26 protein-coding genes are annotated in these 26,274 nt (G+C 64.1%); 3 read left to right on the forward strand and 23 right to left on the reverse strand.

Annotation, left to right across the window (positions count from 1 at the left end; all coding sequences use genetic code 11):
* Window position 1: 1 nt before the first annotated feature.
* The 10 genes from tilS to yabP form a co-directional block, all read right to left on the reverse strand.
* Complete coding sequence (gene tilS / locus Q4T40_16185; protein MDT8902780.1) at window positions 2–1,384, reverse strand: tRNA lysidine(34) synthetase TilS; 1,383 nt, start codon at window positions 1,382–1,384, stop codon at window positions 2–4.
* The gene (locus tag Q4T40_16190) at window positions 1,378–1,827 is read right to left on the reverse strand and encodes a threonine/serine exporter family protein (protein MDT8902781.1); all 450 of its coding nucleotides are present in this window, start codon (window positions 1,825–1,827) and stop codon (window positions 1,378–1,380) included. The genes tilS and Q4T40_16190 overlap by 7 nt, the downstream gene beginning before the upstream one ends.
* 10 nt (window positions 1,828–1,837) lie before the next feature.
* Window positions 1,838–2,596 carry a threonine/serine exporter family protein gene (locus Q4T40_16195; GenBank protein ID MDT8902782.1) on the reverse strand — a complete coding sequence of 253 codons (759 nt, stop codon included), beginning with the start codon at window positions 2,594–2,596 and terminating at the stop codon, window positions 1,838–1,840.
* Window positions 2,597–2,804: 208 nt separating this feature from the next.
* Window positions 2,805–5,027, reverse strand: a complete 2,223-nt coding sequence (locus Q4T40_16200; GenBank protein ID MDT8902783.1) for a SpoIIE family protein phosphatase — start codon at window positions 5,025–5,027, stop codon at window positions 2,805–2,807.
* Window positions 5,028–5,193: 166 nt separating this feature from the next.
* The gene (locus Q4T40_16205; protein MDT8902784.1) at window positions 5,194–6,276 is read right to left on the reverse strand and encodes an aromatic acid exporter family protein; all 1,083 of its coding nucleotides are present in this window, start codon (window positions 6,274–6,276) and stop codon (window positions 5,194–5,196) included.
* Window positions 6,277–6,478: 202 nt separating this feature from the next.
* Window positions 6,479–6,889: a S1 domain-containing RNA-binding protein gene (locus tag Q4T40_16210; GenBank protein MDT8902785.1), complete on the reverse strand. Its 411-nt coding sequence runs from the start codon at window positions 6,887–6,889 to the stop codon at window positions 6,479–6,481.
* 96 nt (window positions 6,890–6,985) lie between these two features.
* Window positions 6,986–7,282 carry a septum formation initiator family protein gene (locus tag Q4T40_16215; GenBank protein MDT8902786.1) on the reverse strand — a complete coding sequence of 99 codons (297 nt, stop codon included), beginning with the start codon at window positions 7,280–7,282 and terminating at the stop codon, window positions 6,986–6,988.
* Window positions 7,283–7,374: 92 nt separating this feature from the next.
* Window positions 7,375–7,872: a spore cortex biosynthesis protein YabQ gene (gene yabQ / locus Q4T40_16220; protein MDT8902787.1), complete on the reverse strand. Its 498-nt coding sequence runs from the start codon at window positions 7,870–7,872 to the stop codon at window positions 7,375–7,377.
* Window positions 7,857–8,570 carry a lytic transglycosylase domain-containing protein gene (locus Q4T40_16225; protein MDT8902788.1) on the reverse strand — a complete coding sequence of 238 codons (714 nt, stop codon included), beginning with the start codon at window positions 8,568–8,570 and terminating at the stop codon, window positions 7,857–7,859. The genes yabQ and Q4T40_16225 overlap by 16 nt, the downstream gene beginning before the upstream one ends.
* A gap of 37 nt (window positions 8,571–8,607) precedes the next feature.
* Window positions 8,608–8,889, reverse strand: coding sequence for a sporulation protein YabP (gene yabP, locus Q4T40_16230; protein ID MDT8902789.1), 282 nt, complete (start codon window positions 8,887–8,889; stop codon window positions 8,608–8,610).
* A gap of 128 nt (window positions 8,890–9,017) precedes the next feature.
* On the opposite strand from yabP, the gene Q4T40_16235 reads away from it, so the two are divergent.
* A complete protein-coding gene (locus Q4T40_16235) occupies window positions 9,018–9,245 on the forward strand; it encodes a hypothetical protein (protein ID MDT8902790.1) in 228 nt (75 codons plus the stop codon).
* A 30-nt stretch (window positions 9,246–9,275) separates the two neighbouring features.
* Here Q4T40_16235 and Q4T40_16240 read toward each other — a convergent pair whose 3' ends face one another.
* From Q4T40_16240 to Q4T40_16255, 4 genes are all read right to left on the reverse strand, one after another.
* Window positions 9,276–10,499: a Ger(x)C family spore germination protein gene (locus tag Q4T40_16240; GenBank protein ID MDT8902791.1), complete on the reverse strand. Its 1,224-nt coding sequence runs from the start codon at window positions 10,497–10,499 to the stop codon at window positions 9,276–9,278.
* Window positions 10,474–11,592, reverse strand: coding sequence for an endospore germination permease (locus tag Q4T40_16245; GenBank protein MDT8902792.1), 1,119 nt, complete (start codon window positions 11,590–11,592; stop codon window positions 10,474–10,476). Before Q4T40_16245 ends, Q4T40_16240 begins: the two co-directional genes overlap by 26 nt.
* A gap of 1 nt (window position 11,593) precedes the next feature.
* Entirely contained in the window at window positions 11,594–13,240 is a 1,647-nt protein-coding gene (locus tag Q4T40_16250) for a spore germination protein (protein ID MDT8902793.1), read from the reverse strand.
* Window positions 13,241–13,353: 113 nt separating this feature from the next.
* Window positions 13,354–14,307 carry a SpoIID/LytB domain-containing protein gene (locus tag Q4T40_16255; GenBank protein MDT8902794.1) on the reverse strand — a complete coding sequence of 318 codons (954 nt, stop codon included), beginning with the start codon at window positions 14,305–14,307 and terminating at the stop codon, window positions 13,354–13,356.
* Between the two features lie 186 nt (window positions 14,308–14,493).
* On the opposite strand from Q4T40_16255, the gene Q4T40_16260 reads away from it, so the two are divergent.
* On the forward strand, window positions 14,494–14,949 hold the full coding sequence (locus Q4T40_16260) for a universal stress protein (GenBank protein MDT8902795.1): 456 nt from the start codon (window positions 14,494–14,496) through the stop codon (window positions 14,947–14,949).
* 63 nt (window positions 14,950–15,012) lie between these two features.
* Here Q4T40_16260 and Q4T40_16265 read toward each other — a convergent pair whose 3' ends face one another.
* The 6 genes from Q4T40_16265 to mfd form a co-directional block, all read right to left on the reverse strand.
* Window positions 15,013–16,173 carry a glycosyltransferase gene (locus Q4T40_16265; GenBank protein MDT8902796.1) on the reverse strand — a complete coding sequence of 387 codons (1,161 nt, stop codon included), beginning with the start codon at window positions 16,171–16,173 and terminating at the stop codon, window positions 15,013–15,015.
* Between the two features lie 227 nt (window positions 16,174–16,400).
* Entirely contained in the window at window positions 16,401–16,679 is a 279-nt protein-coding gene (locus Q4T40_16270; GenBank protein ID MDT8902797.1) for an HU family DNA-binding protein, read from the reverse strand.
* Window positions 16,680–16,775: 96 nt separating this feature from the next.
* Complete coding sequence (gene mazG, locus Q4T40_16275) at window positions 16,776–18,242, reverse strand: nucleoside triphosphate pyrophosphohydrolase (protein ID MDT8902798.1); 1,467 nt, start codon at window positions 18,240–18,242, stop codon at window positions 16,776–16,778.
* Window position 18,243: 1 nt separating this feature from the next.
* The gene (locus Q4T40_16280) at window positions 18,244–19,845 is read right to left on the reverse strand and encodes a polysaccharide biosynthesis protein (protein MDT8902799.1); all 1,602 of its coding nucleotides are present in this window, start codon (window positions 19,843–19,845) and stop codon (window positions 18,244–18,246) included.
* A 171-nt stretch (window positions 19,846–20,016) separates the two neighbouring features.
* Window positions 20,017–20,586 (reverse strand): stage V sporulation protein T, encoded by a 570-nt coding sequence (gene spoVT, locus Q4T40_16285; GenBank protein ID MDT8902800.1) that lies wholly within the window; start codon window positions 20,584–20,586, stop codon window positions 20,017–20,019.
* A gap of 97 nt (window positions 20,587–20,683) precedes the next feature.
* Window positions 20,684–23,971 (reverse strand): transcription-repair coupling factor, encoded by a 3,288-nt coding sequence (mfd, locus tag Q4T40_16290; protein ID MDT8902801.1) that lies wholly within the window; start codon window positions 23,969–23,971, stop codon window positions 20,684–20,686.
* Between the two features lie 155 nt (window positions 23,972–24,126).
* Here mfd and Q4T40_16295 point away from each other — a divergent pair, with 155 nt between their 5' ends.
* Window positions 24,127–24,303 (forward strand): hypothetical protein, encoded by a 177-nt coding sequence (locus Q4T40_16295; protein ID MDT8902802.1) that lies wholly within the window; start codon window positions 24,127–24,129, stop codon window positions 24,301–24,303.
* A 36-nt stretch (window positions 24,304–24,339) separates the two neighbouring features.
* Here Q4T40_16295 and Q4T40_16300 read toward each other — a convergent pair whose 3' ends face one another.
* The 3 genes from Q4T40_16300 to Q4T40_16310 all read right to left on the reverse strand — a co-directional run bounded on the left by Q4T40_16300 (window position 24,340) and on the right by Q4T40_16310 (window position 26,119).
* Window positions 24,340–24,582 (reverse strand): DUF2757 family protein, encoded by a 243-nt coding sequence (locus Q4T40_16300; protein ID MDT8902803.1) that lies wholly within the window; start codon window positions 24,580–24,582, stop codon window positions 24,340–24,342.
* 20 nt (window positions 24,583–24,602) lie between these two features.
* Entirely contained in the window at window positions 24,603–24,983 is a 381-nt protein-coding gene (locus tag Q4T40_16305; protein MDT8902804.1) for a hypothetical protein, read from the reverse strand.
* A gap of 263 nt (window positions 24,984–25,246) precedes the next feature.
* Window positions 25,247–26,119, reverse strand: a complete 873-nt coding sequence (locus Q4T40_16310) for a peptidoglycan DD-metalloendopeptidase family protein (protein ID MDT8902805.1) — start codon at window positions 26,117–26,119, stop codon at window positions 25,247–25,249.
* Between the last annotated feature and the right edge of the window lie 155 nt (window positions 26,120–26,274).

A 26,274-nucleotide genomic window follows, 5' to 3' on the forward strand; every position in this document is an offset into this window, starting at 1 on the left:
TTCACGTCAGCCCTCCTGTTTTTTCGATGATAAGCTCCAGATAAAACCCCGTCGGATTCCCCGGCCGGCAGCGCTTCGCCTGCCGCACCCCGCCCAGCCAGATTACCCCCCGGCCGTCGGTGAACACCGGGATGGTGTCGCGCAGCTGCCGCGGCACCTTGGCGTCGATAAGATACTCCTTCACCTTCTTGCCGCCCGGACGGAAGCGGTCCCCCGCCTGGCGGCTGCGGACGCGGATCGGTGGCGCCAGCTCCTCCCAGGCGAACACCGCCCTGTCCGGCCCGCCGCCTGCCGGCCGTTCCGCCGACAGCCTGGCCGTCACCGTCACGCCCAGCGCAGGCACAGGCGTCGTGCCCGGCACCGCGACAACTAGCCCCGGCGGGCCGATCACCGTTGCCGGCGGCGGAGACGCGGCCGCAAAAATTAGCCGGCCGTATACCCGGCGCGCGGTAACGCCGCCCGGCAGCTCGACCGCGTTGCCGGTGACTCCCGACGATGCTAATTCTAATAATTTTTCCACATGAAAAAAGCTTATTCCTTTTAAATCGCCGCGTTTTTTTACCACCGCCAGACGGAGAAGCTCACGGCGCACGGCCACGTGCAAAGCGCCCAGCGCCCGGCAGTCGACCGCCGGATCGTCACCCCCGTCGTCCACCACCTCCGGCCACGCCGCCACAGCTGCCGCCACGACGTAATCGTGCTCGTCGCCGACCAATTCGGCCGTACGGCACAGCGTCGCCGCGATATTGGCGTTGAACGCTGCCGCCAGCCGGGGCATAAGCTCCAGACGGAGAAAATTGCGCAAATACTCGGTCGAAAAATTCGAACTGTCCGTCCGCGGCGTCAGCCCGCATTCGCGGCAATACGCCCCGATCTCCTCCCGCGCCACCGCCAGCAGCGGCCTGATCACGCCGCCGGCCACCGGCTTCATACCGCCCAGCCCCGCGCCGCCCGCGCCGCGGAAAAGATTCAGCAGCACCGTCTCGGCCTGATCGTCGCGGTGATGCCCGGTCGCGATCAGCGCCCCGCCCAGCTCCGCCGCCGTCGCCCGCAAAAACCGGTAGCGCACCTCGCGGGCCGCATCCTCAAGCGAACGCCCCTCGGCGGCCGCCAGACCGGCGGCGTCCGCCTCGGTCACATAAAAAGGCAGCCCCAGCTTAGCCGCGAACTCGCGCACGAAAACGGCGTCCGCATCCGACTCCTCCCCCCGCAGCAAATGGTTCACATGTGCCACCGCCAGGGAAAAACCGTACTCCTCCTTAAGCTCATTCAAAACATGGACAAGCGCCAGCGAATCCGCCCCGCCCGAACAGGCGGCCAGCACCCTGTCGCCCGCCGCCGGCAGCCGGTGACGGGCGATCCACTCCCTCACCGCCGTCAGCATTGGTCCGTCCCTTTCCTGACAACATTGTTAAGCGCCAGCCGGTACAAAGTAACGCTCACAAATATCCCGAACGCGATCGCCCCGGCGGTCAGCAGCGTCAGCGTGGCCATCTCCACCGCCGGCCCGTAGCGGCCCTCCACCAGATAACGCATCGTCGTATACGCCTCCCGCCCGGGCACGAGCGGTATAAACCCCGGGATAATGAAAATAGTAGCCGGCTTGCGCAGCCGCCTTGCCAACGCCTCGGCCGCCGCCCCCAGGGCGACGCTGCCGAAGAAAACCGCCGCCACCGCGTTCGTGCCCGCGGCCGTTAGCAGCCCGGCCACCAGCCACCCGAGCGTCGCGTTAAAAGCCCCGTAAACCAGCAGGCTGCGCGGGATGCGATACATAACGCCCACCGCCGCCCCCATCGCAAACACCGCCACGATCTTCATCATCATCATCGCCGCCACCTCACAACACCGCCAGCACGATAACCACGCCCATCGCCACCGCCACCGACGTCAGCGCCGCCTCAAGCCCGCGCGACAGGCCGCTCAGAAGGTCGCCGGCGATTACGTCGCGGATGGCGTTGGTGATCGCCACCCCCGGCACCAGCGGCATAATGCCGCCCACCACGATCACATCGCGGCTCAGCCCCGGCCAGAAATAATGCGTCAGGCTGCCAAGCGCCGCCGCCGCCAGCGCCCCGAGAAACTCGAACGTGAACTGCACCCCGTGCAGACGCGAAACCGCGTGAGCGATATACCGCACCGCCATCGCCGTCGCAAAAGCGGCCGCCGTCTCGCCCGCGCCGCCGTCCTGCAGCACGGCGAAACAGCCGCCCACAGTGCCCGAAGCCAGCATCGACGGCAGGAGGGAAAAACCCGTGCGCTCCCCGGCAGTGCGGTTCAACAGCGCCAGCGCCTCCGCACGGTCGATCCGTCTTTCGGCCAGACCGCGCGACAACTCGTTCACCTTCGCGATGCGGTCGAGATTTATCGTCCGATCCCTGATCCGACGCATCGTCGTCAGCGACCGTCCGGAAGAATCGCTTACCGTCAGAAAAACCCCTGTCGGAATAACGAAGCACTCCGCCTTATCGGCGCCGCAGGCGCGGGCGATATGATACATCGTCTCCTCCACCCGCGAAGTCTCTGCGCCGTTGCGCAGCATCACCTCGCCGGCCAGCACGGCAAGCCCGACAATCTCCTCGATCGGCACGTCCTTCACAGGTTCACGCCCTTCCGATTCCTTGCCTTGGCTACATTCTCCCGCCGCCCGCCGTTTTCCTGCAATTTTCCGCCCTCGGCCGCATCGCCGCCTCTCCCTTAGTATCGGCCGCGCAAAAACCCCCTATGCGCGGTCGAAAAACCGCGCACAGAGGGTCGTTATCATGCATCCCGCCCAGCCGGCCCCGCCGACGCTACAGGTACGCTCCCTAAGCCTTGCTCCCCAGGCCGGGATCGCCCGTCACCCGCGCCACCAGCACCGTCATATCGTCCCGCCGGCACGGCCCCGCAAGCGCCTCGGCCTCGTGCAGAATGCGCTCCGCCATCTCCTGCGGGTCACAGTCGGGCAGACGCCGCAGAAAATTAACCACCCACGCCTCCTTGCCCGCGCCGCGGTTGGGCGCCTCCACCACCCCGTCGCTCACCATCACGATCACGTCCCCCGGGGCCAGCAGCCACCTGACCGGCTCAATCTCCACCTGCTGCATTATCCCCACCGGCAGCGACGACGACTTCACCGTCGCCACCTCCCGCACCCTCTTGACAAAACTGGGCGCCGCCCCCACCTTGAGGAACTCCGCCTCGCCCGCGGCCGTGTCGATCACCGCCATATCCACCGTCGTAAAACTCTCCTCCGGCAGCTTCAAAAGCAACAGCGAATTTACCGTCCTCACCGCCACATCCACCGCGAACCCGGCGGTCAGCAGCCGTTCGAGAAACCTCACCGTCGCCGCGCTGTCCCCGGCCGCCCGGCTGCCCGTGCCCATCCCGTCGCTCAGCACCAGCGCCGCCTTTCCGTCCGGCAGAGGCAATACGGCGGCGGTATCGCCCGAAACCTTCTCCTTGGCGGCAAAGGCCAACCCGGTCGTCACCCGGCAGCGCCCCGTCTCCCGCCGTCCCTCGTCTCCGTCCCCTGCGCGGGCCGGCAGCGTCGCCGCGGTAGCCCCGGCTGCCCCGCCACCGTTCACCTCCCCCGCGAGATCGCGGACGATAGCGCCCACCGCCCGCAGCTGCTCGGCCGTCAGCAGCCGCGCCTCGGCCGCCTTCTTATCCCAGAAGCACAACGCCCGGTTCCGTTCGGCGGCGTAATTGACCGCCTCCGCCAGCTCCCGACCGTGCTCGCACCTCTCCTTTAGCGGCGCCGGCAAATCCGCGCTCGTCAGGCGGGCCTTATCCGCGCCCGCCAGCGCGGCCTCCAACGCCTCGACGGTGCGCTGACGGTCATACTCCCAGCAGGCCGCGCGCCGCCGACAGGGACCGCACACCTTATCCCCCGCCGCCGCCAGCAGCCTGTTCAGCTCCTCCTCCCGGACCATCGCCCCGTTCTGAGCCGCGCGCCGGCCCAACACCCCCGCCAGACCGGTGAAAATATCCGCCACCCTCGCCAGCTTCGCTCCAGCCTCGCGCACCGGCGGCTCGGACCGATCCTCGGCCGCCTTCTCCTTCAGGCCGCGGCGCCATATCCGCAGCCACTCCACCGGCACGGCCGCGAACGCCGCCGCCGCCACCGCCCCCTCGGCCAAAACCTTCGCAATATCCGCCGTCTGGGCAAACTCCAGCACCGCGATCATCCCGCCGAGCAGAAACCCGGCGATCACCGCCAGCTTGCCCAGAGAGCGGAAAGCGGCTGCCAGCAGGCCCGCAACGCCGTACAGGCCGACCATCGCCACCGCCCCCCCGTCGGCCAGCCCGGCCACCAGCCCCACCGCCACACCGGCAGCCGCCCCCAGACCCGCGCCGCCCGCGAACGCCAGCAGCATAATCACCAGACTGCTCGCCATATTGCGGATACTGAACCCCGCCACCGTCGCATCGCCCACGCCGGCGGCAGCCGCCGCCAGCATCACCACCAGGCACATCACCGCCTCGCTCCCCGCCGCCCGGCCGGAGCGTCCGTCCACCAGCGGCATAGCCGCCGCGAAAATATACGTCAGCACCACGCACAGCGCCGCGTCGAACACCACCAGCAGCAGACTGTACAGCGGCGCCTGATGCCATAACACGACCAACCCGCCGCCGAACACAACCGCCGCGAAAACGTAGAGCGGCGCCGCCTGCAGCTTTCGCTCCTGCCTTGAAAGCCTGTCCGCCAGCTTGCCGTACGCCAGCATGACGAACAGATACAGCCCCGCCTCCAAAAAACGCCCCACCGACAGCATCCCCATCAGCGCGGCCACCGCCGCCGCCGGGGCCCTCCCCCTCGCCGTCAGGACCGTTGCCGCGCAGAACGCCAGACCGAAAGGCGCCAATTCACCGACAATCGACACCCTGCCCAGCAAAAAAGCAAGAATATTGAACGGCAGAACGGTCGGCCGGACCAGCGACGCCAGAACCCAGGCAACAAGGCCTGTCCAGCGCGTCCCGCCCGCCCGGCCGACCGGTTCGGCCGCGGCCGTCCCGCCTGATATCGTAACAACCGTTCCCTTAGGCATCACAACACTCTCCCGCCAGTGCGTCATGCTACTATTTTACATAATTTACCACCAGGCCGTTTGTCTAACCGCGTCGCTGCCGCGAAAAAAAATCCGACAATAACCGCGAACAAAAGCGTGCCTCCGCTCCCTTCCGGGAGCGGAGGCACGCTCAGCGCGGCGCCCCTTATTCCTTCCTCGCCTCCAGGCTCTCCGCCAGCAGTAGTTTGGCCTGCCGCGCCGCCCACTTGATCTCGTTCGCGGTCACCGCCACCTCGAGCAGCGCGTGCAGGTAGTAACTGCCCGCAAGCCTCGGCTGCCAGTGCTCGATCGCCCTGGTAAGACTCTCCCAATAATCCTCGCTGATCTCCTCCGGGGCCGCCGCGCCGCCGTCGGCGATCACCGCCCTCAGCTTCCCGTTCAGCCTGACCACCGTCATGCAGCCGCTCGCCAGCAGCTCCAGAATAGCCCTGAACTCCTCGCTGACCGGCGGATCGCCGGAATTTACCCGCCGTTCCAGCCTCCCCGGCAAAAGATCGAGAATCCGGTTGGCCTTGTGAGTGATCGACTCGTTATAAGCGATCAGCTTCTCCGCCAGGAAAAGCCACCCGGTCGGCCCGGCCGCCTCCGCGACCACCTTCCCCTCCCTGCTCAGCAGCTCAAGCAGCCTGCGCGCCTCACCGTTGAGCTTATCGACCCGTTCGCCCTGCGCCGGGTCGGCGTGATACTCTTGGCCGTCCAGGCCGACATACTCCTGCACGGCATGGCAGAAATACAGCACCGCCGCCTCGTTGCTCTGCCGCAGCCTCTCCTTGAGCTGTTCGGTATACCGCGGCGGCCACAAAAACACATTAACCAGCATCGCCGACCCGAGGCCCACGAAAATGACCCCCGTCCTCGCGAAAGCATGCGCCAGAAACTCGTCGGTATGCGAACTCAGCACGAACAGCGCCGCCACAATCCCCATCGTAATCCCGTTTTTGAGGCCCAGCCTGCCGAACAGCGGTATCAGCAGGATAACGATCAGGCCCGCCGACAGCGGACTCACGCCGATAAATAACCCGACAAAAAACCCGGCCGAAACGCCCAGCACGTGGACCAGGATCTGATTCCGCGCCTCCCTCAGCGTCAGGAAAATCGACGGCTGAATATTAATCACCGCGGAAACCGCCCCGAAGAAAGCCGGCTCCAGCTTCAGAAGCCCGCATAAAAACATCGTTATCGCGACGGCTATCCCCGTCTTTATCACCCGCGCCCCTATTCTCACCATATCCCCCCTCGGCCAAAACACCGGGCGACCGGGCATATTATGCCCACATCGCCTGCAGGCGGCTCACGGTATGCCGCAACCGCAGTCTCCGTCAAGACTATCGGTATTCTCGGCGCCTCTTTCATATTCCTGCCATCCCGGCGGGCTCGCGCCCCGACAAAAAAGAGCATCCCTGTCGGGGATGCTCCCTGTTGGCTTGTGGCTACTCCGCCCGGCGGGCGCCGCGGCCGCCGCGCTTCGACTCCGTGTTGCGCTTGAGGTCGGTCAGTCGCTCGTCGCTATCCTTGAGGAACTTGCTGAGCTTGTCTTCGAACGACGCCGGCGGCATGAAACGGCCCGGGCGTCGGCCCTCGTTGGCAGGAGGTCTTCTGGTGCTGGGTTCCTGGAGCTGCTTGATCGATAGGCCGATCTTGCCGCGTTCGTCCACCGACAGGACTTTCACCTTGACCTTGTCTTTTTCCTTGAGAAAATCCTTAACATCGCGGACATAAACGTCGGCGACCTCGGAAATGTGGATGAGGCCTACCTTTCCTCCCGGCAGCTCGACAAAGGCGCCGAAGTTGGTTATCCCGGTCACGACTCCTTCAACCACACTGCCAACCTGAATGGACATGCTGCTCAAAGTTCCTCCTTAAATACTATAAATACTATGTTTTGCAAACATATTATACTCTTGGGGCAGAAATGGTGTCAAGGAAAGTGCCGGTTATTAATTTTTTTCCGCCGGAACATAAGGAACCTCACCCGGCTTCACCAACCCCAACTCCTCGCGGGCCAGCTTCTCTACATAGGCTGGCGTCGTCAGCTTCTTCTTCTCGTCGGCGAGCGTCTCGTTGGCCTGGCGAAGCTGCTCCATCCGGATGCGGGTCGCCTCGGTCTCGCGGTTCAGGGCGTTCATCTCCATCTGCTGCCCGGCCAGCACGTACAGGCAATAGCCGACCACCGCCAGCACCGTCACGCGGAACCAGCGGATGCGATATTTCACGGTGCGTTTTTGTTCCGCCATACCGCCACCACCTGTAATCTGTCCTACCTTACTTTACATCCTGAATATATTCGCCTCACTATGTAAACATTCCTCCATTATGGCAAATTTTCTCACCGCGGCGGCGCGGAATCGTCCGGCGGCGGGCGGCGGGCCGCAAACTTCCTCCTCGCGTAGCGGGCCGGCCGCGCCGCCAGATTGGCCATATAAGCCGCCGGCTTGACGAGCGTATACACGATCACCGTCCTCGCCGCCCGCGCCACGCCGACCGCCAGCCGCAGCAGCACGATGATCAGGCGGACCGCCTGGCGGCTGAGCAGGCGGTAATAGCCGAACGCGCCGAGCGCCAGGCCGATGAACGTATAAAGCCTTAGCTCGCCCCAGTTTCCGAGCAGCAGCGCCAGGAAGACAAGCCCCGTCGCCAGCAGCCAGTAAGCGAGATCGGCGAAGGAGGTAAACAGCCAGCGCGGCCGGAAAAAAGCCCGCAGCACGCGATAAAAATCGAAAGCCACCCCCAGCAGCAGCCCGGTCGCGACCGTAATCACAAACGTATTTATCTGTCCCTCGGCGCTCATCGTCTCCCCCCCTCCGTCGCCTAGCGCCACCGCCACGAGCGGTGCCGCCTCAGCAGCCTCAGCGCCGTCCACACCGCCAGCGCCGCCGTCGCCGCCGCCCCCCAGGCCGCCGCCCGGCGCGCCGCCTCCCAATTTTCCGCCGCCCCGCCGCCGGCGGGAACCTGCAGGCCGGCGAACTCATGCCAGTAGGCCATCACCCGCGCCACATACTCCTGCGTCTCCGGGTATGGCGGCACACCTCCACAGCGGTCCACCGCCCCCGGCCCCGCGTTGTAGGCCGCCAGCGCCAGTACCAGATCGCCGCGGTACTGGCGGACGAGAGCGGCGAAATACGCCGTGCCGATACGGATATTTAGCTCGGGATCGAAATAGCAGCCCGGCCCGCATTCCCCCTCGTGCCGCCCGCTGCAGGCCCTGATGCGGCCGTTGACCTCCCGCCACGTGCCGGGGATGATCTGCATCAGGCCCGCCGCCCCCGCGCGGGACACCGCCCGCGGCTGAAAGGAACTCTCCGCCCGGATGATCGCGGCCACCATCGCCGCGCTCACCCCCTCCTCGCGGGCGTACAAATTAATGAGTCCCGCGAAGGGAACCTTGTCTACCTCGCGCCAGCGGCCGGCCGCGGCGTTGAAATCCCGCCTCGCCGCCTGCCGGCAAACCCCGGCCGCCCAGCCGGCGGCGAAATACAGCGCCGTCTCCGCCGCCAGCAGCGCCAGCAGCAAATACCACACCATCACCCAGTCAGCCCGCAGCTTCAGCCCGCACCCCGCCCTATTTCAGCAGCCTCTCCAGAAGGCCTTTTTTCTGCCGCACCTCGTCCGCATAAGTCAGCGACCCGACCATGCCCTCGACAATGATGCTGCCCTTCTCAAGATTGAGCTGCTTGATATTCAGCCCTTCCCCCCTGACGGTCAGCATACCCTGCTCGGTCTCCAGGACGACCTCCTTCTCGTCGAAACTGCCCAGGCTGACCACGCCCTCCACCGTCAGGTCCTCCCGGTCGGTAAGCGTGAACTGGTGACGCCACCGCGGCGTTTTGTCCTCCAGCGGCATGCCGCTCCCTCCCCGCTTATGAATTCGTTTATGTATATGTCGGAAACGGGGCTGGTAGTACAACGGACGGGCCGTTAAAAAGCCCGTCCGCGGCAATACTATACGAAAAACCGCAAGGAGGTCCGGCCGTGGACTTAGCCGCCGCCTGGGATAAAATCGTCTTTCTCCTTACCCACGTCACCGTCTTCGAGCTGCCGTTCGTCTTCCTCGGCACGTCCGCCGCCGCCTGGTTTCTCGCCCGCGTCCTCGACCGGCACAACGCCAGGGCGCGCGAAGCCAGGGCGTCCCGCCGCGTCGCCGCCGCCTACGCCGGCCTGCTGGCCGCCGCCTTCGCCGCCCGCTTCCTGCTCATGTAATAAAGCCTAAAGGCCGTTCAGAAGCCGACTTCACTTATGCTCGCCGACATTGATGATCGACACCCTCACCTTCACCTCCAGCGGCACCGTCGGGTAGATCTCGTCCCAACGGTCCTTCAGCCGCTTCCAGTCGTGCGGCTTGTAGGCCTTCAGACTGCTCTTGAAATAGAACATCTCCCACCCCAGCCGCTGGGACACCGCCAGCGTGTGCCTGATATTGCGCTCCACCTCTTCCGCCACCAGCCTCTGCGCCTTGTCGAGGTATTCCGGGTCCAGGGTGTCGTGCTTGTGGCCGCACTGCACCTCGTCCAGGTTGCCGCGCATCGCGATGTCGAGCGAAAACCACACCCTGTCCCCCTCCACGTGCGGCTTCAGCACGGTCTGGTGGCGGAAAAGCTCGAAGGTCACCGTGCTTCCGGGATGGGCCGGACACTCGAACGAGATGGCGGTCGATTTCTCCGTCGCCCGGATCATCCTCAGACCGCTGATGAAATACTCGTCCTGGTAGCCCAGGAACTTGCCCCCCTTGAAAAGCGCCCCCCCTTTGGCCTTCATCGACTTGCCCGCCGGCTCCACCACCGGGAAGATCATGTCCCCCCTGTTGTCCAGGGCCTGGGAGGCGAAGCTGATGTCGGTGCGGGCCGTCGGCAGGTGGATATCCTTCGTATGTCTCCTGGCTATGTTGGCCAGGAAAACCCCTCCCGGCTCGCCGGTCGGCGGCGCGATCGCCAGCAGCTTGCCGGCCTCGCCGGGGGTGATGTAGATCTGCGCCCGCCCGCGCATCTCGGCGTCGCGGCGGAAGAAGTCCAGCACCGGCGCCAGGCCGTAGCGTTCGACCGCTTTCTGGCTGATAAGGAGCACCTGCATGTTCTCGAACCACAGCCCCTTGCTGCTTTCGCCCAGCGCGTCGCGCACCGCGTCCAGCATCCCCGGCCCCCGGCCCGTCACCAGGAAAGTTTTGCTCTCGCCGCCCGGCTTCTCCTGCCCCCCCTTCACCTCGCCGAACCTCAGCACCTGGAAGGTCGCCCGGAAACGGTCGGCCGGGGCGGGGTGGGCGTAGCTCTCCTCCTTGGCCTTGCCGGGCTCCTTGTCCGTCCCTTCCTCCGCCACATCCACCGCCACCGCCAGCACGAACGCCCTATCCTGGATCTCCACCCGGTCCCAGCAGCCGGCCGTCAGCAGGCAGACGGCCAGCAGGCAGGCCGCCAGCGCCGCCCGCCGCGCCGGGCTACAGCCCCTTGCCCCGTCCCGCATCGCGGCTCCGCCCCCTCCACCAGACTAGCGCGAACACCAGCGGCACCACGCCGAGCGAAAACGCCGGCCCCGCCCACATCAACGCCGTCCTTAGCCCCTCGAACACCCTGATGTGGTGGGTGGCGTCGCCGAGCAGGAACAGCGGCGGCACCAAGGCCAGCACGAAAGGCCGGTGGTCGGCCAGGCGGTACAGCCGGGTCAGGCTCTGGGCCATGAAATACATCGCCAGCGTCACGCTCGCGAAGATCCCCTGTATCCAGAACACCAGGAAGTAAGTGTCCAGCCGCTCCAGGAAGGTGCCCGGAATCTCCACCGTCCGCACGATCGTCAACATCGGGTAGGGGGCGTTCTCGGCCCCCTCCAGCGTCAGCACGCCGATATCGAGCACGATCCTCAGCAGAAACAGGCCCGTGGCCAGGGCGAAGGCCCCCGCCACCGCCCGCGTCGGCTTGAAGTTGCCCTTGTATACCAACGGCAGCAGCAGCAGCACGCATTCGTACCCCTGGAAAATCGTCCACGAGCGCAGCGCCCCCGCCGCTACGTCGACCGCGCCCTCCGGCCACAACGGCAGGAAATTTATTACCCTGAACCTCAACAGGCTCAAAAATAACAGAAACAGCCACGGCGGCAAGGCGGTGAAAAACAAGAGCTGCACCACCCGCAGGATCGTCCCCCAGTCCTGCAGGCAGCAGTACGCGCACACCAGCAGCAGCCCCGCCTCCACCACCTCGAACGGCGTCCGGTCGAACATGAAAAAGGTGACCTCCCGGCTCACCCCCTGCAGCGCCAGGCCTGTCCACATAAACAGAACAATCACGAACAGCCACACCACCGCCCCGCCCGGCCACCGTCCCAGCAGGCGCGGCAGATACTCGGCAAAGCTTTCGCCCGGAAACCTCTCCCCCAGCTTTATCATCAGCCAGGCCGCGCCATAATAGAGCGCCGCCCCGGCCAGCACCGCCAGCCAGGCCCCGTGGCCGCTCGCCTGCAGGATGGGCTGCATCACCCGGCCGGAAATGCCCATCATCGACGTCGCGATTATGATCGCCAGCTGCAGCGGCGACATCCTCGTCTTGACCTCAAGATCGGCCATGTCAGTCCCCCACCCGCGAGCGGTCCTGCGCCCCGTAAACTTTAGGCCGCGACCCCATCAACGGCATCGGCACGCGCACCAGCTTGTCCTGCATATCCTCCGCCAGCGTCACGTCGAACAGCCCGCCCAGGAAAGACTCGCCGAAGCTGCGCAGACTGCACATATGAATGATGATCGCCAGATAAGCCAGCACCAGCCCGTAAAAGCCCAGCACCGCCGCGGCGACGACCGTCGGGATCCGCAGCCAGCGCAGCGCCAGTCCCAGGTTGTAAGACGGCATGGTATATGACGCGATCGCCGTGCCGGCCGTGGCGACGACCAGCAGCGCGTTCACGATGCCCGCCTGCACGATCGTCGTACCGATGACGAAGCCGCCGACGATGCTCGCCGCCGGCGAGATCTTCTGCGGCAGGCGCAGCACCGCCTCCTGGAAAAGCTCCAGGATGATCTCCATGATAACGACCTCCATGAACGCCGGATAAGGCGTCCGCGCCCTCAGCTCCGCTACGCTGATCGCCAGCGTCGTCGGCAGCATCCCCGGGTTGTACGACACGATCGCCACATACAGCGCCGGCAGAAAGGTGCCCAGCGCCGCCGCGGCGTAGCGGGACACCCTGATCAGGCTGGCGACCGCCGGCTGGACGGTGAAATCCTCGACGCTCTGCAGCAGCGACGGCAGCGTGCAGGGCACGATGATCGCGTGGGGCGTGTTGTCCACGATCAGCCCCACCCGCCCCTCGTAGATCGAGATCAAAAAAGTGTCCGGGCGCTCGGTCACATGCGTCTGCGGGAAAGGCGACCAGGGATGGTCGATGATGAACTCCTCCACCTGGGCGGACAGCATTATCTCGTCGATCCTTATATTGCCTATCCGGCGCTCGACCTCGGCCACCAGCCCCGGCTTGACGATATCGGCGGCGTACACCAGCGCCAAAGCCGTCTGCGTGCGCGCCCCGATCTGCAGGATCCGCACCTTGATGTTGGCGTCCCGCGCCCGCCGCCGGAGGAGGGCGACATTGTCTTTGAGCGTCTCCGTGAACGCGTCGTGCGGGCCGCGGGCCACCGACTCCGCCTTCGGTTCCTCGACGCCGCGCTTGACATGCTCGACCGCCCCGACCACGAGCCCCTCGGCGCTACCGTCCGCCAGCAGCAGCCCGTTGCCGGTCAGCACCTCCTCCACCGCGGCGCCGGCGCCGCCGGCGACACTGACCGCCGCGGCGGTCAGCACCCGGCCGGCCACCGCGCGCGCGTCGCCTAGCCGTCCCGGCCCGTCCGCCGCCAGCAACGGCCCGATCACCTGCTCTTCCAGCCGCTCGGTGTCGGTCATCCCCTCCAGATAGACAAGCAGCCAGCCCTTGCCGCCCGCCGTGAAATTTCTGAACTTCACATCGTCGCAATCCTGGAACGCCTGCCGCAGCAAGCGCTCGTTCTCCGCCAGCTTCGTCGTGAAAATGAACGGCTCGCCCGGCGGCGCAGCCACCTTCCTCAGCCGGTCGGCGACCAGCGCCATGCGGTCGACGACCTCCCGGCTGTCCGCCAGCAGCCTCTTCAACTCCCGCAGCCGCCCGGCCGCCGCAGCCAGCGACGCCGGTGCGAAGCTCGCCGACAGCCGGAGGATGTCGCCGCCCCGCCTTCTTACTCTACCCATCGTCCGACCTCACCGTCCCCGCCCCCTCATACACGTCTTAGTCTCCCAAACCCCCTCCCCCGGTATACGGCCTCCCGCCAAAAGGGCGGCCGGATCGCTCCGGCCGCCCTTCATCACTGCCACCTCTTCTCCACCGTGATCCCCTTGAAATAATGGCTCACGATATCCTCGGGTTTCTTGCCCTCCTTGGCCATCTTATTGGCGCCCCACTGCGACATGCCCACCCCGTGGCCGTAACCCTTGCCGCTGAACGCCACCTTGTCGCCCTCGACACTCACCTTATCGAGCAGCATCGACTTCAGCTCGGTGCTGCCGATCTGCACCCGGAAATCGGGGGCCGAAACCTTGACATTCTTATTGAACACCAGCTCCGTCGCCCGGCCCGACGGCCCCTTCTGACCGATCTCCACGCTGTCGACCGACGACACCTTCTGGCCCATCTTGCTCAGCGCGGCCATGACCTCCTGCTTGCTGAAAGACGCCGTCCAGTTCTTCACATCCGCCGGCGCCAGGTCGTCGGGCGACTGCACCGACTGGATGTAAGGCGGCTCCGCCTCGCGGAAATTCAGCCCCTCCTTGGCGGTCGCGGTGATGCCGCCGGCCGAGGCGTGGAACCAGGTGCGGATCGGCTTGCCCTGGTAAACCGCCACCATCCCCCGCGTCATCTCCACCGCCTTCTTCACATTATCGTTCACATCCTTGGCGTTATAAGCCTGAAACTCCTTGATATCCGTCGACGCCTGAGTGCCGCGGGCCGGCACGCCCCCCTTGCTCTCCATCTCCTCCAGCGTGAACGTCCGGGCCACGATCGCCTGAGCGGCCAACGCCTCCACCGGCCAATCCGACTTCATCTCCCCGGCGACCACCCCGGCGATATAATCCTCCATCTTCATTGTCTTCTTCTCGCCCGTCTCATGCATATACACCGAGATCTGCGGCTCGGCCCCCTGCGCGGCCTGCTGCTGCCCGCCGGGCTTCTTCTGCGGCGCCTTGAACATCGAACAGCCGGCGGCCACCAAAGCTGCCGCAAGCACCATGGTGAGAATGACGAACCATCGTTTACCCATCGCTGTGCCTCCTTCCGTTTCCCTTAGTATTACAGCGCCGGGTGGCATACTATACAGCAGGATATCCCCATAGCCGCCCCGAATACTTACCCAAAGCCCCGGTTACAAATAACAGGCAGACCGCTCGCAAAGCCCTTCGTTTCACCGACGGCGCTTGACCAACGGCTGCTACAAGGAGGCAAAGACATGTTCACCAAAATCCTCGTTCCCACCGACGGATCGGACATGGCCCTGCACGCCGCCAAAGTGGCGCGGGCGGTGGCGGAAAAATTCGGCGGCGACGTCACCATCGTCCATATCGTTCAGAACTACTATGCCCTCCCCGCCTTCAGCATGCCCGACACGGTCGCCATCCCCCTGTCCGTGATGCAGGACCTCGAAACCACCGGCAAATCCATCCTCGCCAAAACCGAGCAAATCTTCGCCGGCTTCGAGGGCAAAGTAACCTCCAGGCTGGAATACGGCCCTCCCGGAAAACAGCTCGTCGACATGGTCGTGGACGAAGGTTACTCGCTCGTCGTCATGGGCCGCCGCGGCCTCAGCGGCGTCACCGGCCTCCTCCTCGGCAGCGTCAGCAACCACCTTGTCCACTACGCCCCCTGTCCCGTCCTGATCATCAAAGGCACCGAACCTGTCGACTAACCGGAGTTAACACCCCTTCCGCACAACGACAAAAGGCTTCGCGTGTAAACGCGAAGCCTTTTTCTATACCCTTCGCACCCCCGCCGCGGCGCCCCGGCGGGCCGCCAGGCGGCTGCCGATGATGCCCGCCGCGACGCTGGCCGCCCATGGATGCCCCAGGCCGCGGGCCCGCCCGCGCATCTCCTCCAGCTCCTGCGGCCTTGCCAGCAGCCCGGCCACCATCGCGCCCGCGTCCCTGGCGTCGGCCAGCAGCACCGCCGCCCCCCTATCCACCAGATAAGCGGCGTTATCCTCCTCCTGGCCGGGCAGCGGGCTGATCAGCACCATCGGCAGCCCCGCCGACAGCCCCTCGCTGACCGTCAAAGCCCCCGGCTTGGTTATCAGCAGATCGGCGGCCGCCATCAGCTCCCTCACCCTGCGGGTATACCCCAGGGCGACGATATAATGGCGGGAAGCTGCGGCGATGGCCCGCAACTCCCGCCGCAGCTCGGCGTTGCGGCCGGCGACGACCACAATCTGCAGCCCCCCGCCGACACCGTCCAGGCTGCGCACCGCGTCGGCCACCGGCCCGATCCCCAGGCCGCCCCCCATTATCAGCACCGTAGGCTGCAGGGCGGCAAGCCCCAGTTCGCGCATTGCCGCAGAGCGGTCCGGCTGCCGGCCGAAGCTTACGTCGATGGGAATTCCCGTCGGGCAGATCCGCTCCGCCGGCACCCCCTGTCGCACCAGCTCGTTTCTCGTCTCGCCGGCCGCCACGAAATACAGGTCCACCTCATCGTACACCCATAGCGGGTGGGCGCTGAAATCGGTGACCACCCCCACCAGCGGCGCGTCGAGCAGCCCCTTGCGGCGGAGATACGCGGCCGCCCCGCAAGGGAAAGGGTGGGTGAAAATAATCAGATCCGGTCGGTACCGGAAATAAAGCCGCCGCATACTGCGCTTCATCGCCTTCGCCAGCAGGGTCTGAACCACCGGCAGCTGATGCGTCTGCGACCAGCGGTACAACAGGTCGTACACCTGCGGCGACACGCTTATCATCTTAAGGTACGTCTCCTTAAGCAGCGCATTCAGGTAGGAATTCTCCTCCCCCATGAAATCGGCGATCGTGACGCGCACACCGGGATATCGCTCCCCGATCTCCGCGCCGACCGCCCTGGCCGCCTGGTCATGCCCGGCGCCCACGGAAGCGGTCACGATCAGAACATTTTCGAACGGCAGCGCCATTTTCGCATCACCTCGGCAGCAAATCGTCAACAACTATATTACCACACCGCCAGCGGCCTTTTGAAGACCTGACGGCCATGTCGCGCTATATCCTATAATATAAACCGCCGGTCCGTTTTTATCATCCGCCGGCAACCAAAAAGCCGCCCTGGCGAGGCGGCCATTATTTTTTGGCGGGCGACGAAAAAACCGGGGTATTACCCCGGTTTTGCTCTATATATTGCTGTTTACTTCTTGTTTACGCTGTCTTTGAGGCCTTTGCCAGCTTTGAAGACCGGAGTTGCGGAAGCAGGAATGGTGATTTCCTTGCCGGTCTGCGGGTTACGGCCCTTCCTAGCGCCACGAGCCTTCACTTCGAAAGTACCAAAACCGATGACCTGAACCTTGTCCTTTTTCGCGAGAGCTTCTTCGACACTGGCGAACAGAGCGTTGATAGCTTTCTCGGCGTCCTTCTTGGTCATCGCGGCCTTTTCGGCGACGCTAGCAACCAATTCAGTTTTATTCACAATCTCTTCCTCCTTGTCAATATTGGTTACTTTTAGCATTATTCGCTACAGGTCTATTTATTCCTCCTCTCACCAAAAATATTTGTCAAAAATTCCTTATTTTTCTGCGTTTTTCGGCCTTTTTGCCTCGTTCCAAAGGTCATCGAGCTGTTCTATTGTCATTTCTTTCCATTTAAGGCCCCGTTCCTTCACATAAGCCTCTATGTAAGCGAACCGGCGAACGAACTTATTGTTGGTCGCGTTAAGGGCCGTTTCCGGGTCGATATCCAAAAACCTGGCCAGATTGACCACGCTGAACAGCACATCGCCCAGTTCCCCCTCCGTCATCGCTTTGTCCCCGGCGGCGACGGCCTCCCTCAGCTCTGCCAGCTCTTCAGATATCTTGTCCCACACCGGGGCGGCGCTATTCCAGTCGAAGCCCACTTTCGCCGCCTTCGCCTGCAGCTTGAACGCCTTCAGCAGGCTGGGCAGCCCGCCCGGCACCCCGTCAAGCGCGCCCGGGCGTTCCCCGGGATGCTCGCGCCGCTTGATCTGCTCCCAGTTGACAATAACCTCGGCGGCGTCGCGCACCGTAATATCGCCGAACACATGGGGGTGGCGGCGAACCATCTTCTCCGTCACTGTATCGACCACATCCTGCATCGAAAACTCGCCGCATTCCTCGGCGATGCGGGCGTGGAAAACGATCTGCAGCAGCAGGTCGCCCAACTCCTCGCACAGCTTGTCCGCGTCGGCGAGCTCGATAGCCTCCAGCACCTCGTAAACCTCTTCAACGATATAACGCCGCAGCGACGGATGGCTCTGCTCCAGATCCCACACACAGCCGCCGGGAGAGCGCAGCCTGGCCATCACATCGACTAGCGGGTCGAGGCTGAACGCCGCGGCCCGCCGCGGCGGCGCCGGCACGTACACGCTCGTCAGGTGGTCGATCGCCGGCAGGCGGTCAAGCTCGTACAGAGGCAGCGTCCTTATCTCCTCATCGGCCAGACCGAGATTGCGGACCACCGTCACCGCAAAATCGTCCGGATATATATCCATCAGGCTCAGCTTGGCCTCCGAAGCCACGCGGCCGTTATACACCTGGGTCACGACCAGCGCCGTACCAAGGTCGGGCGGCAACTTCGCGATATCGGCGGCGTCCGTCACCGTCAGCCCCGTCACCGGATCGAGCCCCAGGCGCGCGTAAAGCAGGTCGAGAAAACTCATCGCCGGCAGCACCGTAACGCCTATCCCCGCAGCCGCCGCGGTCTCGCGGATCAGGACCACCGTCCTCTCCGCCACCGCCGGGCTGCCCGGCACGGCGTACACCACCCGGCCCGCCTCCCGGGCCCTGGCGACCACCTCAGCGGTTATCGCCGCGTACACGGCGTCGAAAGTCGCGTGCCGCTCATACAAACTGTCGAAACTCGTAAAAGCAATGCCCCGTTCTTCAAGGCCGGCGACCGCCGGATGACGGGCGGTGCGCAGACAGAGCGGCGGCCGCGACTCCAGCAGCGCCAGCGTCTGGGCCGTTATCAGGCCGAAGTCCCCCGGTCCGAGACCGATGATGACGATTTCTCCCATATCAGCTCCTCAGCAATCTGAGCGCCCTCAGGATAGCCGCAAGCTGCGCGCCGACCCTCGGCACCCTTTCTATATCCCGCTGGGTAACGCCGCCGGTCACGAGCTGCACCAGGCCGTAAACCGTACCGCCGATCACCACGGCCGCCAGCGTGGCGAGCGTATTGTGCGTCAGCAGGGCCATCACCTCGTGGTAAGTCAGCAGCACCGCGCCGCCCATCACGGCGGCGGCGAACGAAGTACGCAGCGTATCCTTTACATCGATGGCGAACCCGACATAGCGGTAAACGAAATACATATTGAGCAGCGCCGCCACGCCGAAATCGGCGTTCGTCGCCCACGCCGCGCCCTTGATGCCTAAAGCCGGCATCGCGGTCAGCGTCCAGCCCAGCACCACCTTGAACCCGGCCGACACCAACATATTGATAACCGGCACCGCCGTGCGGCCGAGCCCCTGCAGCACCCCCGTAGTCACCTGGTGGATGCCGAGGAGAAAAATCCCCAAAGCGAGGATAGCGATCGACGAATCGGCGTTGGGCGTACCGAACAGCATCAGCGAAATCGGCCTCGCCAGCAGCCACATGCCCACAAAACTGGGAATGGTAATGAGATTGGCGATCCGCATCGCCGTAGCCGTCCGCTGGTAAACGTGATGGAGATTGCGCAGCGCGAACGCCTCCGACACCGCCGGCACCAGGCTGGCCGCCAGCGAAGCCGTCAGAATTGTGGCCATGTTCACCAGCGGCACCGCCATCCCCGTCAGGTAGCCGAACAGCTCGGTCGACTGCTCGACGGTGTAGCCGGCCACCTCCAGTCGGGCCGGAACGATAAGCAGGTCAATATTGGACACCAGCGGCAGCATGATATTGGCCAACGACACCGGCAGAGCCAGGCGGGCGATGCGGCCGATGATGCTCAGGCCCGACTCAGGCCTCGACGGCGGCTGGCCGTCCATCCGCGCCTGGAATTCCGGCCGTTTGCGCCAGAAAAAATAAACCAGAATCAGCAACCCGGCCGCCGCGCCGGGAGCCGCTCCGAAGCTGGCGCCGGCAGCGGCGAATTCGAGGCCGCTCGGCAGCAGCAGATATGCCAGCAGGATCATCGTCACCACACGGAAAAGCTGCTCCACGATCTGCGAAATCGCCGTCGGCGTCATCATCTGCAAGCCCTGGAAATAGCCGCGGTAGCTCGACAGCACCGTCACGAAGAAAATGGCCGGCGCGAGAGCGGCGATAGCATAATAAGCCCGCGCGTCGCGGACAAACTGGTGCTCGATCAACCACCCGGCCCCGAACCACAACAACAGGGTGAAAACCACCCCGGTAGCGGCCAGCACGACCAGCGAAATGCGGAAAACGCGGTTGGCGCCCCGCCAGTCGCCGAGGGCGACCTTCTCGGCGACGATGATCGAAATCGCCACCGGGATGCCGGCCGAGGAAATACTCAGCGCCAGCAGATATATCGGGTAGGCCATCTGATAAAGACCGATGCCTTCGCCGCCCAGAAGGCGCGACAAAAGAATCCGGTTCACCGACCCGATCAGTTTGACCACGATACCGGCCACGGTCAATATAAGTGCGCCCCTCAGGAAGGTATCCTTGCTCAATGGCTTCATTCCTCTCGGATGCAGCCGCCCTTCGCAGACGAAGCGCGGCAAGTGCACATTATATTATAACAAAATATACTAGGACTTAAAACACTTTCCAGCAAGATTGGCGCTGCCGCCCCAAATAGAAAAGTAGCGAACTAGGTCCGCTACTTTAATCGCTTTTTCGATTCATTGCGACATCTGTTTGGCCAGAAAGCCGGCTGCAGTCTCGGCGAGCTTGACCTCCATATCGCCCATCTGCACGCCCTGTTCCTTGGAACAGATAATCACCGCCCCAATCGCGTCACCTTCCACGATAATCGGCGAAATCACCTCGGCGGTGAACTTGCACACCTCATCCTCGTCGCAGTCGGTCACACAGCCCTTGCAATGCTTGTATTCCCCGGGATTGTTTATCAGGGCCGTTTTCCGCTCCTCCATCACCTTCTCCACCGCAGGCCCCAGTGGTTTGCTGAGAAACTCCTTCTTCGACGCCCCAGCGACTGCAACGACATTGTCCCGGTCAGCGATCAAAATTATATGTCCAATAGCGTCAAACAGCGAATCAGCATACTCCTTGGCGAAATCTCCCAGCTCACCGACCGGGGAATACTTCTTGAGAATCACTTCCCCTTCGCGGTCGACATATATTTCGAGCGGGTCGCCTTCGCGAATGCGCAAGGTACGCCGAATCTCCTTCGGAATCACTACTCTGCCCAGATCATCAATCCTTCTGACTATCCCAGTCGCCTTCACCATTATCCCCCCTTTTCTACAGTATTTTACATTTCGTTCAGTGATAGTATATATCCGCCTCACGGCTTTTATTCATTACTCGCCGGGCAGAAAAAGAAAACTAATCCCCGCCCTCGCCGGCCAGCCCCGCGACCACCCCGGTCAGCCAATCCAGCAGCGGCGCGGCCAATCTGCCCGTCCGCAGGCGGATGATTTCCGGCGGCCCGGGCAGGATCTGCAGGCGGGTGGGGAACTTTTCCTTGACTGCGAGAATATTCTCCACCGCCACCTGAGGCTGATCGCCGAAAGCGATCTCCACCCGGTCGGCGTGCTCCACCACCGACCGTGCGCCGATCCGGCGAGCCAGGTTCTTAAGCCGGGCCACCGCCAGCAGATTCATCACCGGCCCGGTAGGTTCGCCGAAGCGATCGACCAGCTCGTCGACGATCTCGCTGATATGGGCCTCGCTCCTGATCGCCGCGATCCGCTGATACACTTCAATCTTATGCATCGCGTCGCTGATATAGTCGCCGTCCAGATAAGCATCGACATTTAATTCCAGCACCGGCTCCGGCGCCGGCTCCGGCGGCCGCCCGCCCTTGAGCTCCGCCACCGCCTCGTCCAGCAGCCGGCAATACATCTCAAAACCGACGCTCACGATATGGCCGTGCTGCTGAGAACCCAGCAAATTGCCCGCCCCACGGATCTCCAGGTCGCGCATCGCGATCTTGAAGCCCGCCCCCAGCTCGGCGAACTCCTTGATCGCCTGCAGGCGTTTTTCCGCCACCTCGGTCAGCACCTTATCCCGCCGGTAAGTGAAATACGCATATGCCATCCGCGGCGAACGGCCGACCCGGCCGCGCATCTGGTAAAGCTGCGACAGCCCGAAGCGGTCGCCGTCGTAAACAATGATCGTGTTGGCGTTCGGCACATCGAGACCGTTCTCGATAATGCTCGTACACACCAGCACATCGTAGCGCCCCTCGTAAAAATCCAGCATCACCTGCTCCAGCATCTCCTCGGCCATCTGGCCGTGGGCCACCTTCACCCGGGCGTCCGGCATCATCTCACTCAGCCGCTGGGCGGCGCGGTCGATCGTCTGCACCCGGTTATAGACGAAATACACCTGCCCGCCGCGCTTCAGCTCGCGCCTGATCGCGTCGCGGACAATCTCCTCGTCGTACTCCACCACATACGTCTGCACCGGCAGCCGGTCCTCGGGAGGCGTCTCGATCACGCTCATATCCCGCACCCCCACCAGCGACATATGAAGCGTACGGGGGATGGGAGTCGCGGTCAGGGTCAACACATCAACATTAGTCCGCCACTTCTTCAGCCGCTCCTTCTGGGCAACGCCAAAGCGCTGCTCCTCGTCGACGATCAGCAGCCCCAGATCCTTGAACGCCACGTCGCCCTGCAGAATGCGGTGGGTGCCGATCAACACGTCCACCCGCCCCTCGGCCGTGCGGGCCGCCACCTCGCGCTGCTCCCGCGCGCTGCGAAAGCGGCTGATCACCTCCACCACCGGCCCGAAGCCGGCTAAGCGGGCGCTGAAAGTCTGGTAATGCTGCTGGGCAAGCACCGTCGTCGGCACCAGCACCGCCACCTGCTTTCCGCTCATCACCGCCTTGAACGCCGCCCGGAGAGCCACCTCCGTCTTGCCGAACCCCACATCGCCGCACAGCAGCCGGTCCATGGGGGTGTCGCCCTCCATATCCTTCTTGATCTCGGCCAGCGCGCCGAGCTGATCGGGAGTCTCCTCGAAAGGGAAAGACTCCTCGAACTCGGCCTGCCAGGGCGTGTCGGCCCCAAAAGCGAACCCCTTGCTAACCTGGCGCTCGGCGTACAAGGCCAGCAGCTCCTTGGCGAGATCGGTCGCGGCCGCCTTGGCTTTCGCCTTCGCCTTGAGCCAGTCGCTGCCGCCCATGCGGTTGAGGCGCGGGGCCTCGCCCTCGGAACCGATATATTTCTGCAGCAGGTGGACCTGATCGGTCGGCACGAACAGCTTATCCTCGCCGGCATAACGCACGAGGAAATAATCCTTGTGCACCCCCGCGACCTCCAGCGTCTCCACCCCTACGTACTTACCGATACCATGGTTGACGTGCACCACATAATCGCCCACGTTGATATCGCGGAAATAAGCGATCTGCTTGTCCTTCGCCACCCTCGGCAAGCGGCGCTTCTTCTGCCGCCCGAAGATATCCATCTCGGTCACGGCCACCAGGCCGGCGTGGGGCAACTCGAACCCCCCGGCCAGCGTTCCCGCCGTCACCGTCACCGTGCCGCCCACCAGCGCCTCGGGGCTGGCCGCGAAAATAGCCCGCACCCCTTCGCCCGCCAGGCTCTTCTGCAAAGCCGCCGCCTTGTCGGCGGACGCCATGAAAACCACCGTCGCGCGCTCGCGGGCCTGCCAGCCCTTCAGCTCATCCACCAGAATATCCGTCTGACGGTGGAACGGCGGCACCCCCTTGGCGGTGATGCTGACAATCTCCGCCGGTTCGGTATGCGGCACCCGCTGCAGCATCAGCGAAAAATACAGGACATTATGCGCCTTGGCGGCCGCCGTCAGGTCAGCCCAGGAAAAAACCTGGCGCCGGATATCCGGATTCTCCCGCGTCAGCTTGCCCATCTGCTCCCTGATCCGCGTCGGTTCGTCGAAAACGACGCTCGTCCCGGCGGACAGATACGACAGAAACGCCGCCGACCTGCTCGCATGCTCAGGTTCGGCCACCGGCAACACATCAGCCATCGGCAGATTGGCAAGCGACCGCTGGGTAGCCGGCTCGAACTCCCGCAGCGCATCGATCTCGTCGCCCCACAGCTCCAATCTGAGCGGCAGTTCGCGATTGACCGGAAACACATCGACGACGCCGCCCCGCACGCTGAACTGGCCGCGGCTGTCGACCTGATCGGTCCGCTCATAGCCGAACCGCACCAGCTTCGCCAGCAGCTCATCGCGCCCCAGCGTCTCGCCCACCGCCAGCGCAAGCCGCCCGGCGATAAAATCCTCCTTCGGCAGCACCTTTTGCATCGCCGCCTCCGCGCCGGCCAGCACGATCACCCGCTCGCCGCGGACCAGGCGGCCGAGCACGTCCATGCGGACGGCCGCCAGCTCGATACTGCGGGCGGCGGCGGTAAAAGTCACGATATCGATCGGCGGCAGCTCCAGCACCGTAGTCCCCGGCAACAGCGCTCCGAGATCGGCCGCCAGCTCGCCCACCGCGTCGCGGCCCGAAGTCACGACCACCGTCGGCCGGGGGTGAGCATGGAAACAAGCGGCGATAACCGCCGCCTTGTGCGTCCCCGTCACCCCGTAAACCAGGCTCTGGCGGACGGAGGCGGCGAAAGCGGCCACCGCCCTTTCCACCATCTGATCCCTGCGCATTGCTTTCAACAAAAACTCCATCAAGCACCTCGCATGCCGAAAAGAGGCTTTGCCGACCGCAAAGCCCCGTTACTACCCATTCTAACACAAAAGTATTAGCCGGGGAAACCAAATATTACATCAGATTGCGCGGACAAACCGCGGGCAAACTAACGCAAAGTCAGGAGGTGAAGCCTATGGACTCAAAAACCCCCACCTATAAATTCTGGAACGGGAAAAACCTCGAAGGCAGCTCCGTCGTCGGCGACCCGAACCTCATCGCCGAAGGACCGCGCACCGGCAAAACCGCCGCCAAATACGAAGTCGCCAACGAAACCGTCTCCGCCGACAACCTGCAGAAAGATGCTAAGTAGCGCCGAAGCCCCCGGGCCCCGAAGCCCGGGGGCTGTTCAATGCAGAGGGAACTTCGCCGCGGCCGCCGACATATCGACTACCGGCAGACCCATCGCCTCGATGCAGGCGTCGCACAGCGACTGCACATAAAGAACGCCGCTAACCTCGTCGTACCTGATGATCTCCTGCCGCTCCTCAGCGGTCAGGCAGTCGAAGCCGAACCGTTCCTCGTCGACCGCCGTCACCTCGATCGTATCGATCGGCTCGCCGCAGTTATCGCAACTGTAATGAATTCTCATCTTGTCCCTCTTTCCCGGTCCTATGCTTTAAGCCGGACCAAAGCGACATTCCAGGCCACATGGGCCACCACTGCGAGCGCAAGAGCCGCCGCCAGGCTGCCTGTCAGGTAGATCACGCCGACCGTCAGAGCGCCGAACAGACTGTGCCCCGCCACGCTCAACAGCGCTGCCGCCGGGCCGTCACCTCCGCCCGACCGCCAATCGTAGCCCGCCTCGATCACCCCGAACAGCACGTGGGTCAACAGCACGTCCGCCCCCAGGTAAAAAGCCGGCGCCGTCTTCGCCGCCTCCTCGATAACCGGTCCCCAGCTTATCACCGCCTGCAAGCCGGCGATCCTCAGCGCCGCGCGGTTGAGCAGGAAACTCAGCGCCGCCATCAAAACGGCGAGAACATAGGCCAAACCTTGTCCCTCCGGCGGAAAAATCTGCTAACCCTAGTATTGCCGCCGCCTCCAAGCCATATACAAACAAAACCGGCGGGAACATTTTCCCGCCGCCCGTAATCGCCTATATAATTTTCCACGGCCATTCCCCGGCACTCGGCATCGCCCCCCGCTGCGACGGCGGTCTTACGTAGACTCGTCGCCGACGCCTGTCCGTACGCCGCTAACTGTCTCCTGACAGATAGCGCTGTTAGACAGATGGGCACTTATCAATGGCCGTGTTAAGGCAAGAACTGCAGCGGATTCACCGCCTGCCCGTCCTGTCTCACCTCAAAATGCAAATGCGGCCCGAACGAATATCCCGTATCGCCCACATGACCGATCCGCTGACCGGTTGCCACATACTCGCCCCGCTCCACCGCATAATCGTCGAGATGCGCGTACAGCGTCGCATACCCCTGCCCGTGCTCGAGCAACACCATATACCCGTACCCGCCGTACCAGCCCGCGAACGCCACCCGTCCGGCCCTCGCCGCCCGCACCGGCGCGCCCGCCTCGGCAGCGATATCGACCCCGTCGTGGTGGCGGCCCCACCGGTACCCGAACGGCGAAGAAATCCCCCCCGCCGCCGGCCAGACGAACTGTCGGCCGTAGGCACGCGACACCGTCCGGCCGCGCGGCCGCCCGCCGGGGATGAACAGCTTCTCGCCTACCGCCAGCGCGTCGCCCTCCCGGCCGTTAGCCTCCCTGACAGCCGCCACGTCTACGCCGTAAGCCTGGGCAATCGCCCATAGGGTATCGCCGGCGGCGACCTCGTGCAGCACCCCTTTCTGAGGCAGCACGACAAGCTCGTCCCCCGGATGGATGAGCTCCTCCGCATCCGGATTAGCGCCCAGCAAAGTATCGACATCGATGGAATACCGGGCGGCGATGACGCTCAGACTTTCCCCGGCGGCCACCGTGTGCACCCTTGCCGCCGGCCTGGCTGCCGGCGCCGGCGCGGCCGCCGGAACGGAGGGCGGAGCGACAGCCGGCGCAGGCGCCGCTACGACCGCAGCCTCGCGGTGCGGCGCGGCGGCTCTGCCCGCCGGCAAAGCCAACTGGCCGAACAGCAGCACCGCCGCCGCCAGCACAAACGCAATAAACACCTGCATCCGCATCACCTCGCATATGGACTACCCATACTATCATAAGCGCGAGGTTGCTGATTTATGCATCTTATGGATTCCCTTCCCTCTTCTGGCAGACGCGTCCTAAAGCACGCAAGCCTAAGCGCAGCGCTTTTTCGACCAGGTCGCGAAATAAAAAA

Source organism: Selenomonadales bacterium 4137-cl, from assembly GCA_032334055.1.
Lineage (GTDB): Bacteria > Bacillota > Negativicutes > Sporomusales > UBA7701 > Anaeroselena > Anaeroselena agilis.

What these genes read in the sequence shown, in the direction of transcription:
- Q4T40_16300 (MDT8902803.1), bottom strand. Translation starts at nt 24,582, where the DNA reads ATGAGAATTCATTACAGTTGCGATAACTGCGGCGAGCCGATCGATACG.
- Q4T40_16255 (MDT8902794.1), bottom strand. Translation starts at nt 14,307, where the DNA reads ATGGGTAAACGATGGTTCGTCATTCTCACCATGGTGCTTGCGGCAGCT.
- yabP (MDT8902789.1), bottom strand. Translation starts at nt 8,889, where the DNA reads ATGCCGCTGGAGGACAAAACGCCGCGGTGGCGTCACCAGTTCACGCTT.
- tilS (MDT8902780.1), bottom strand. Translation starts at nt 1,384, where the DNA reads ATGCTGACGGCGGTGAGGGAGTGGATCGCCCGTCACCGGCTGCCGGCG.
- Q4T40_16295 (MDT8902802.1), top strand. Translation starts at nt 24,127, where the DNA reads ATGGACTCAAAAACCCCCACCTATAAATTCTGGAACGGGAAAAACCTC.
- spoVT (MDT8902800.1), bottom strand. Translation starts at nt 20,586, where the DNA reads ATGGTGAAGGCGACTGGGATAGTCAGAAGGATTGATGATCTGGGCAGA.
- Q4T40_16200 (MDT8902783.1), bottom strand. Translation starts at nt 5,027, where the DNA reads ATGCCTAAGGGAACGGTTGTTACGATATCAGGCGGGACGGCCGCGGCC.
- Q4T40_16260 (MDT8902795.1), top strand. Translation starts at nt 14,494, where the DNA reads ATGTTCACCAAAATCCTCGTTCCCACCGACGGATCGGACATGGCCCTG.
- Q4T40_16210 (MDT8902785.1), bottom strand. Translation starts at nt 6,889, where the DNA reads ATGTCCATTCAGGTTGGCAGTGTGGTTGAAGGAGTCGTGACCGGGATA.
- Q4T40_16205 (MDT8902784.1), bottom strand. Translation starts at nt 6,276, where the DNA reads ATGGTGAGAATAGGGGCGCGGGTGATAAAGACGGGGATAGCCGTCGCG.
- mfd (MDT8902801.1), bottom strand. Translation starts at nt 23,971, where the DNA reads ATGGAGTTTTTGTTGAAAGCAATGCGCAGGGATCAGATGGTGGAAAGG.
- Q4T40_16240 (MDT8902791.1), bottom strand. Translation starts at nt 10,499, where the DNA reads ATGCGGGACGGGGCAAGGGGCTGTAGCCCGGCGCGGCGGGCGGCGCTG.
- Q4T40_16250 (MDT8902793.1), bottom strand. Translation starts at nt 13,240, where the DNA reads ATGGGTAGAGTAAGAAGGCGGGGCGGCGACATCCTCCGGCTGTCGGCG.
- Q4T40_16225 (MDT8902788.1), bottom strand. Translation starts at nt 8,570, where the DNA reads ATGGTGTGGTATTTGCTGCTGGCGCTGCTGGCGGCGGAGACGGCGCTG.
- Q4T40_16215 (MDT8902786.1), bottom strand. Translation starts at nt 7,282, where the DNA reads ATGGCGGAACAAAAACGCACCGTGAAATATCGCATCCGCTGGTTCCGC.
- mazG (MDT8902798.1), bottom strand. Translation starts at nt 18,242, where the DNA reads ATGGGAGAAATCGTCATCATCGGTCTCGGACCGGGGGACTTCGGCCTG.
- Q4T40_16310 (MDT8902805.1), bottom strand. Translation starts at nt 26,119, where the DNA reads ATGCAGGTGTTTATTGCGTTTGTGCTGGCGGCGGCGGTGCTGCTGTTC.
- Q4T40_16265 (MDT8902796.1), bottom strand. Translation starts at nt 16,173, where the DNA reads ATGGCGCTGCCGTTCGAAAATGTTCTGATCGTGACCGCTTCCGTGGGC.
- Q4T40_16245 (MDT8902792.1), bottom strand. Translation starts at nt 11,592, where the DNA reads ATGGCCGATCTTGAGGTCAAGACGAGGATGTCGCCGCTGCAGCTGGCG.
- Q4T40_16190 (MDT8902781.1), bottom strand. Translation starts at nt 1,827, where the DNA reads ATGATGATGATGAAGATCGTGGCGGTGTTTGCGATGGGGGCGGCGGTG.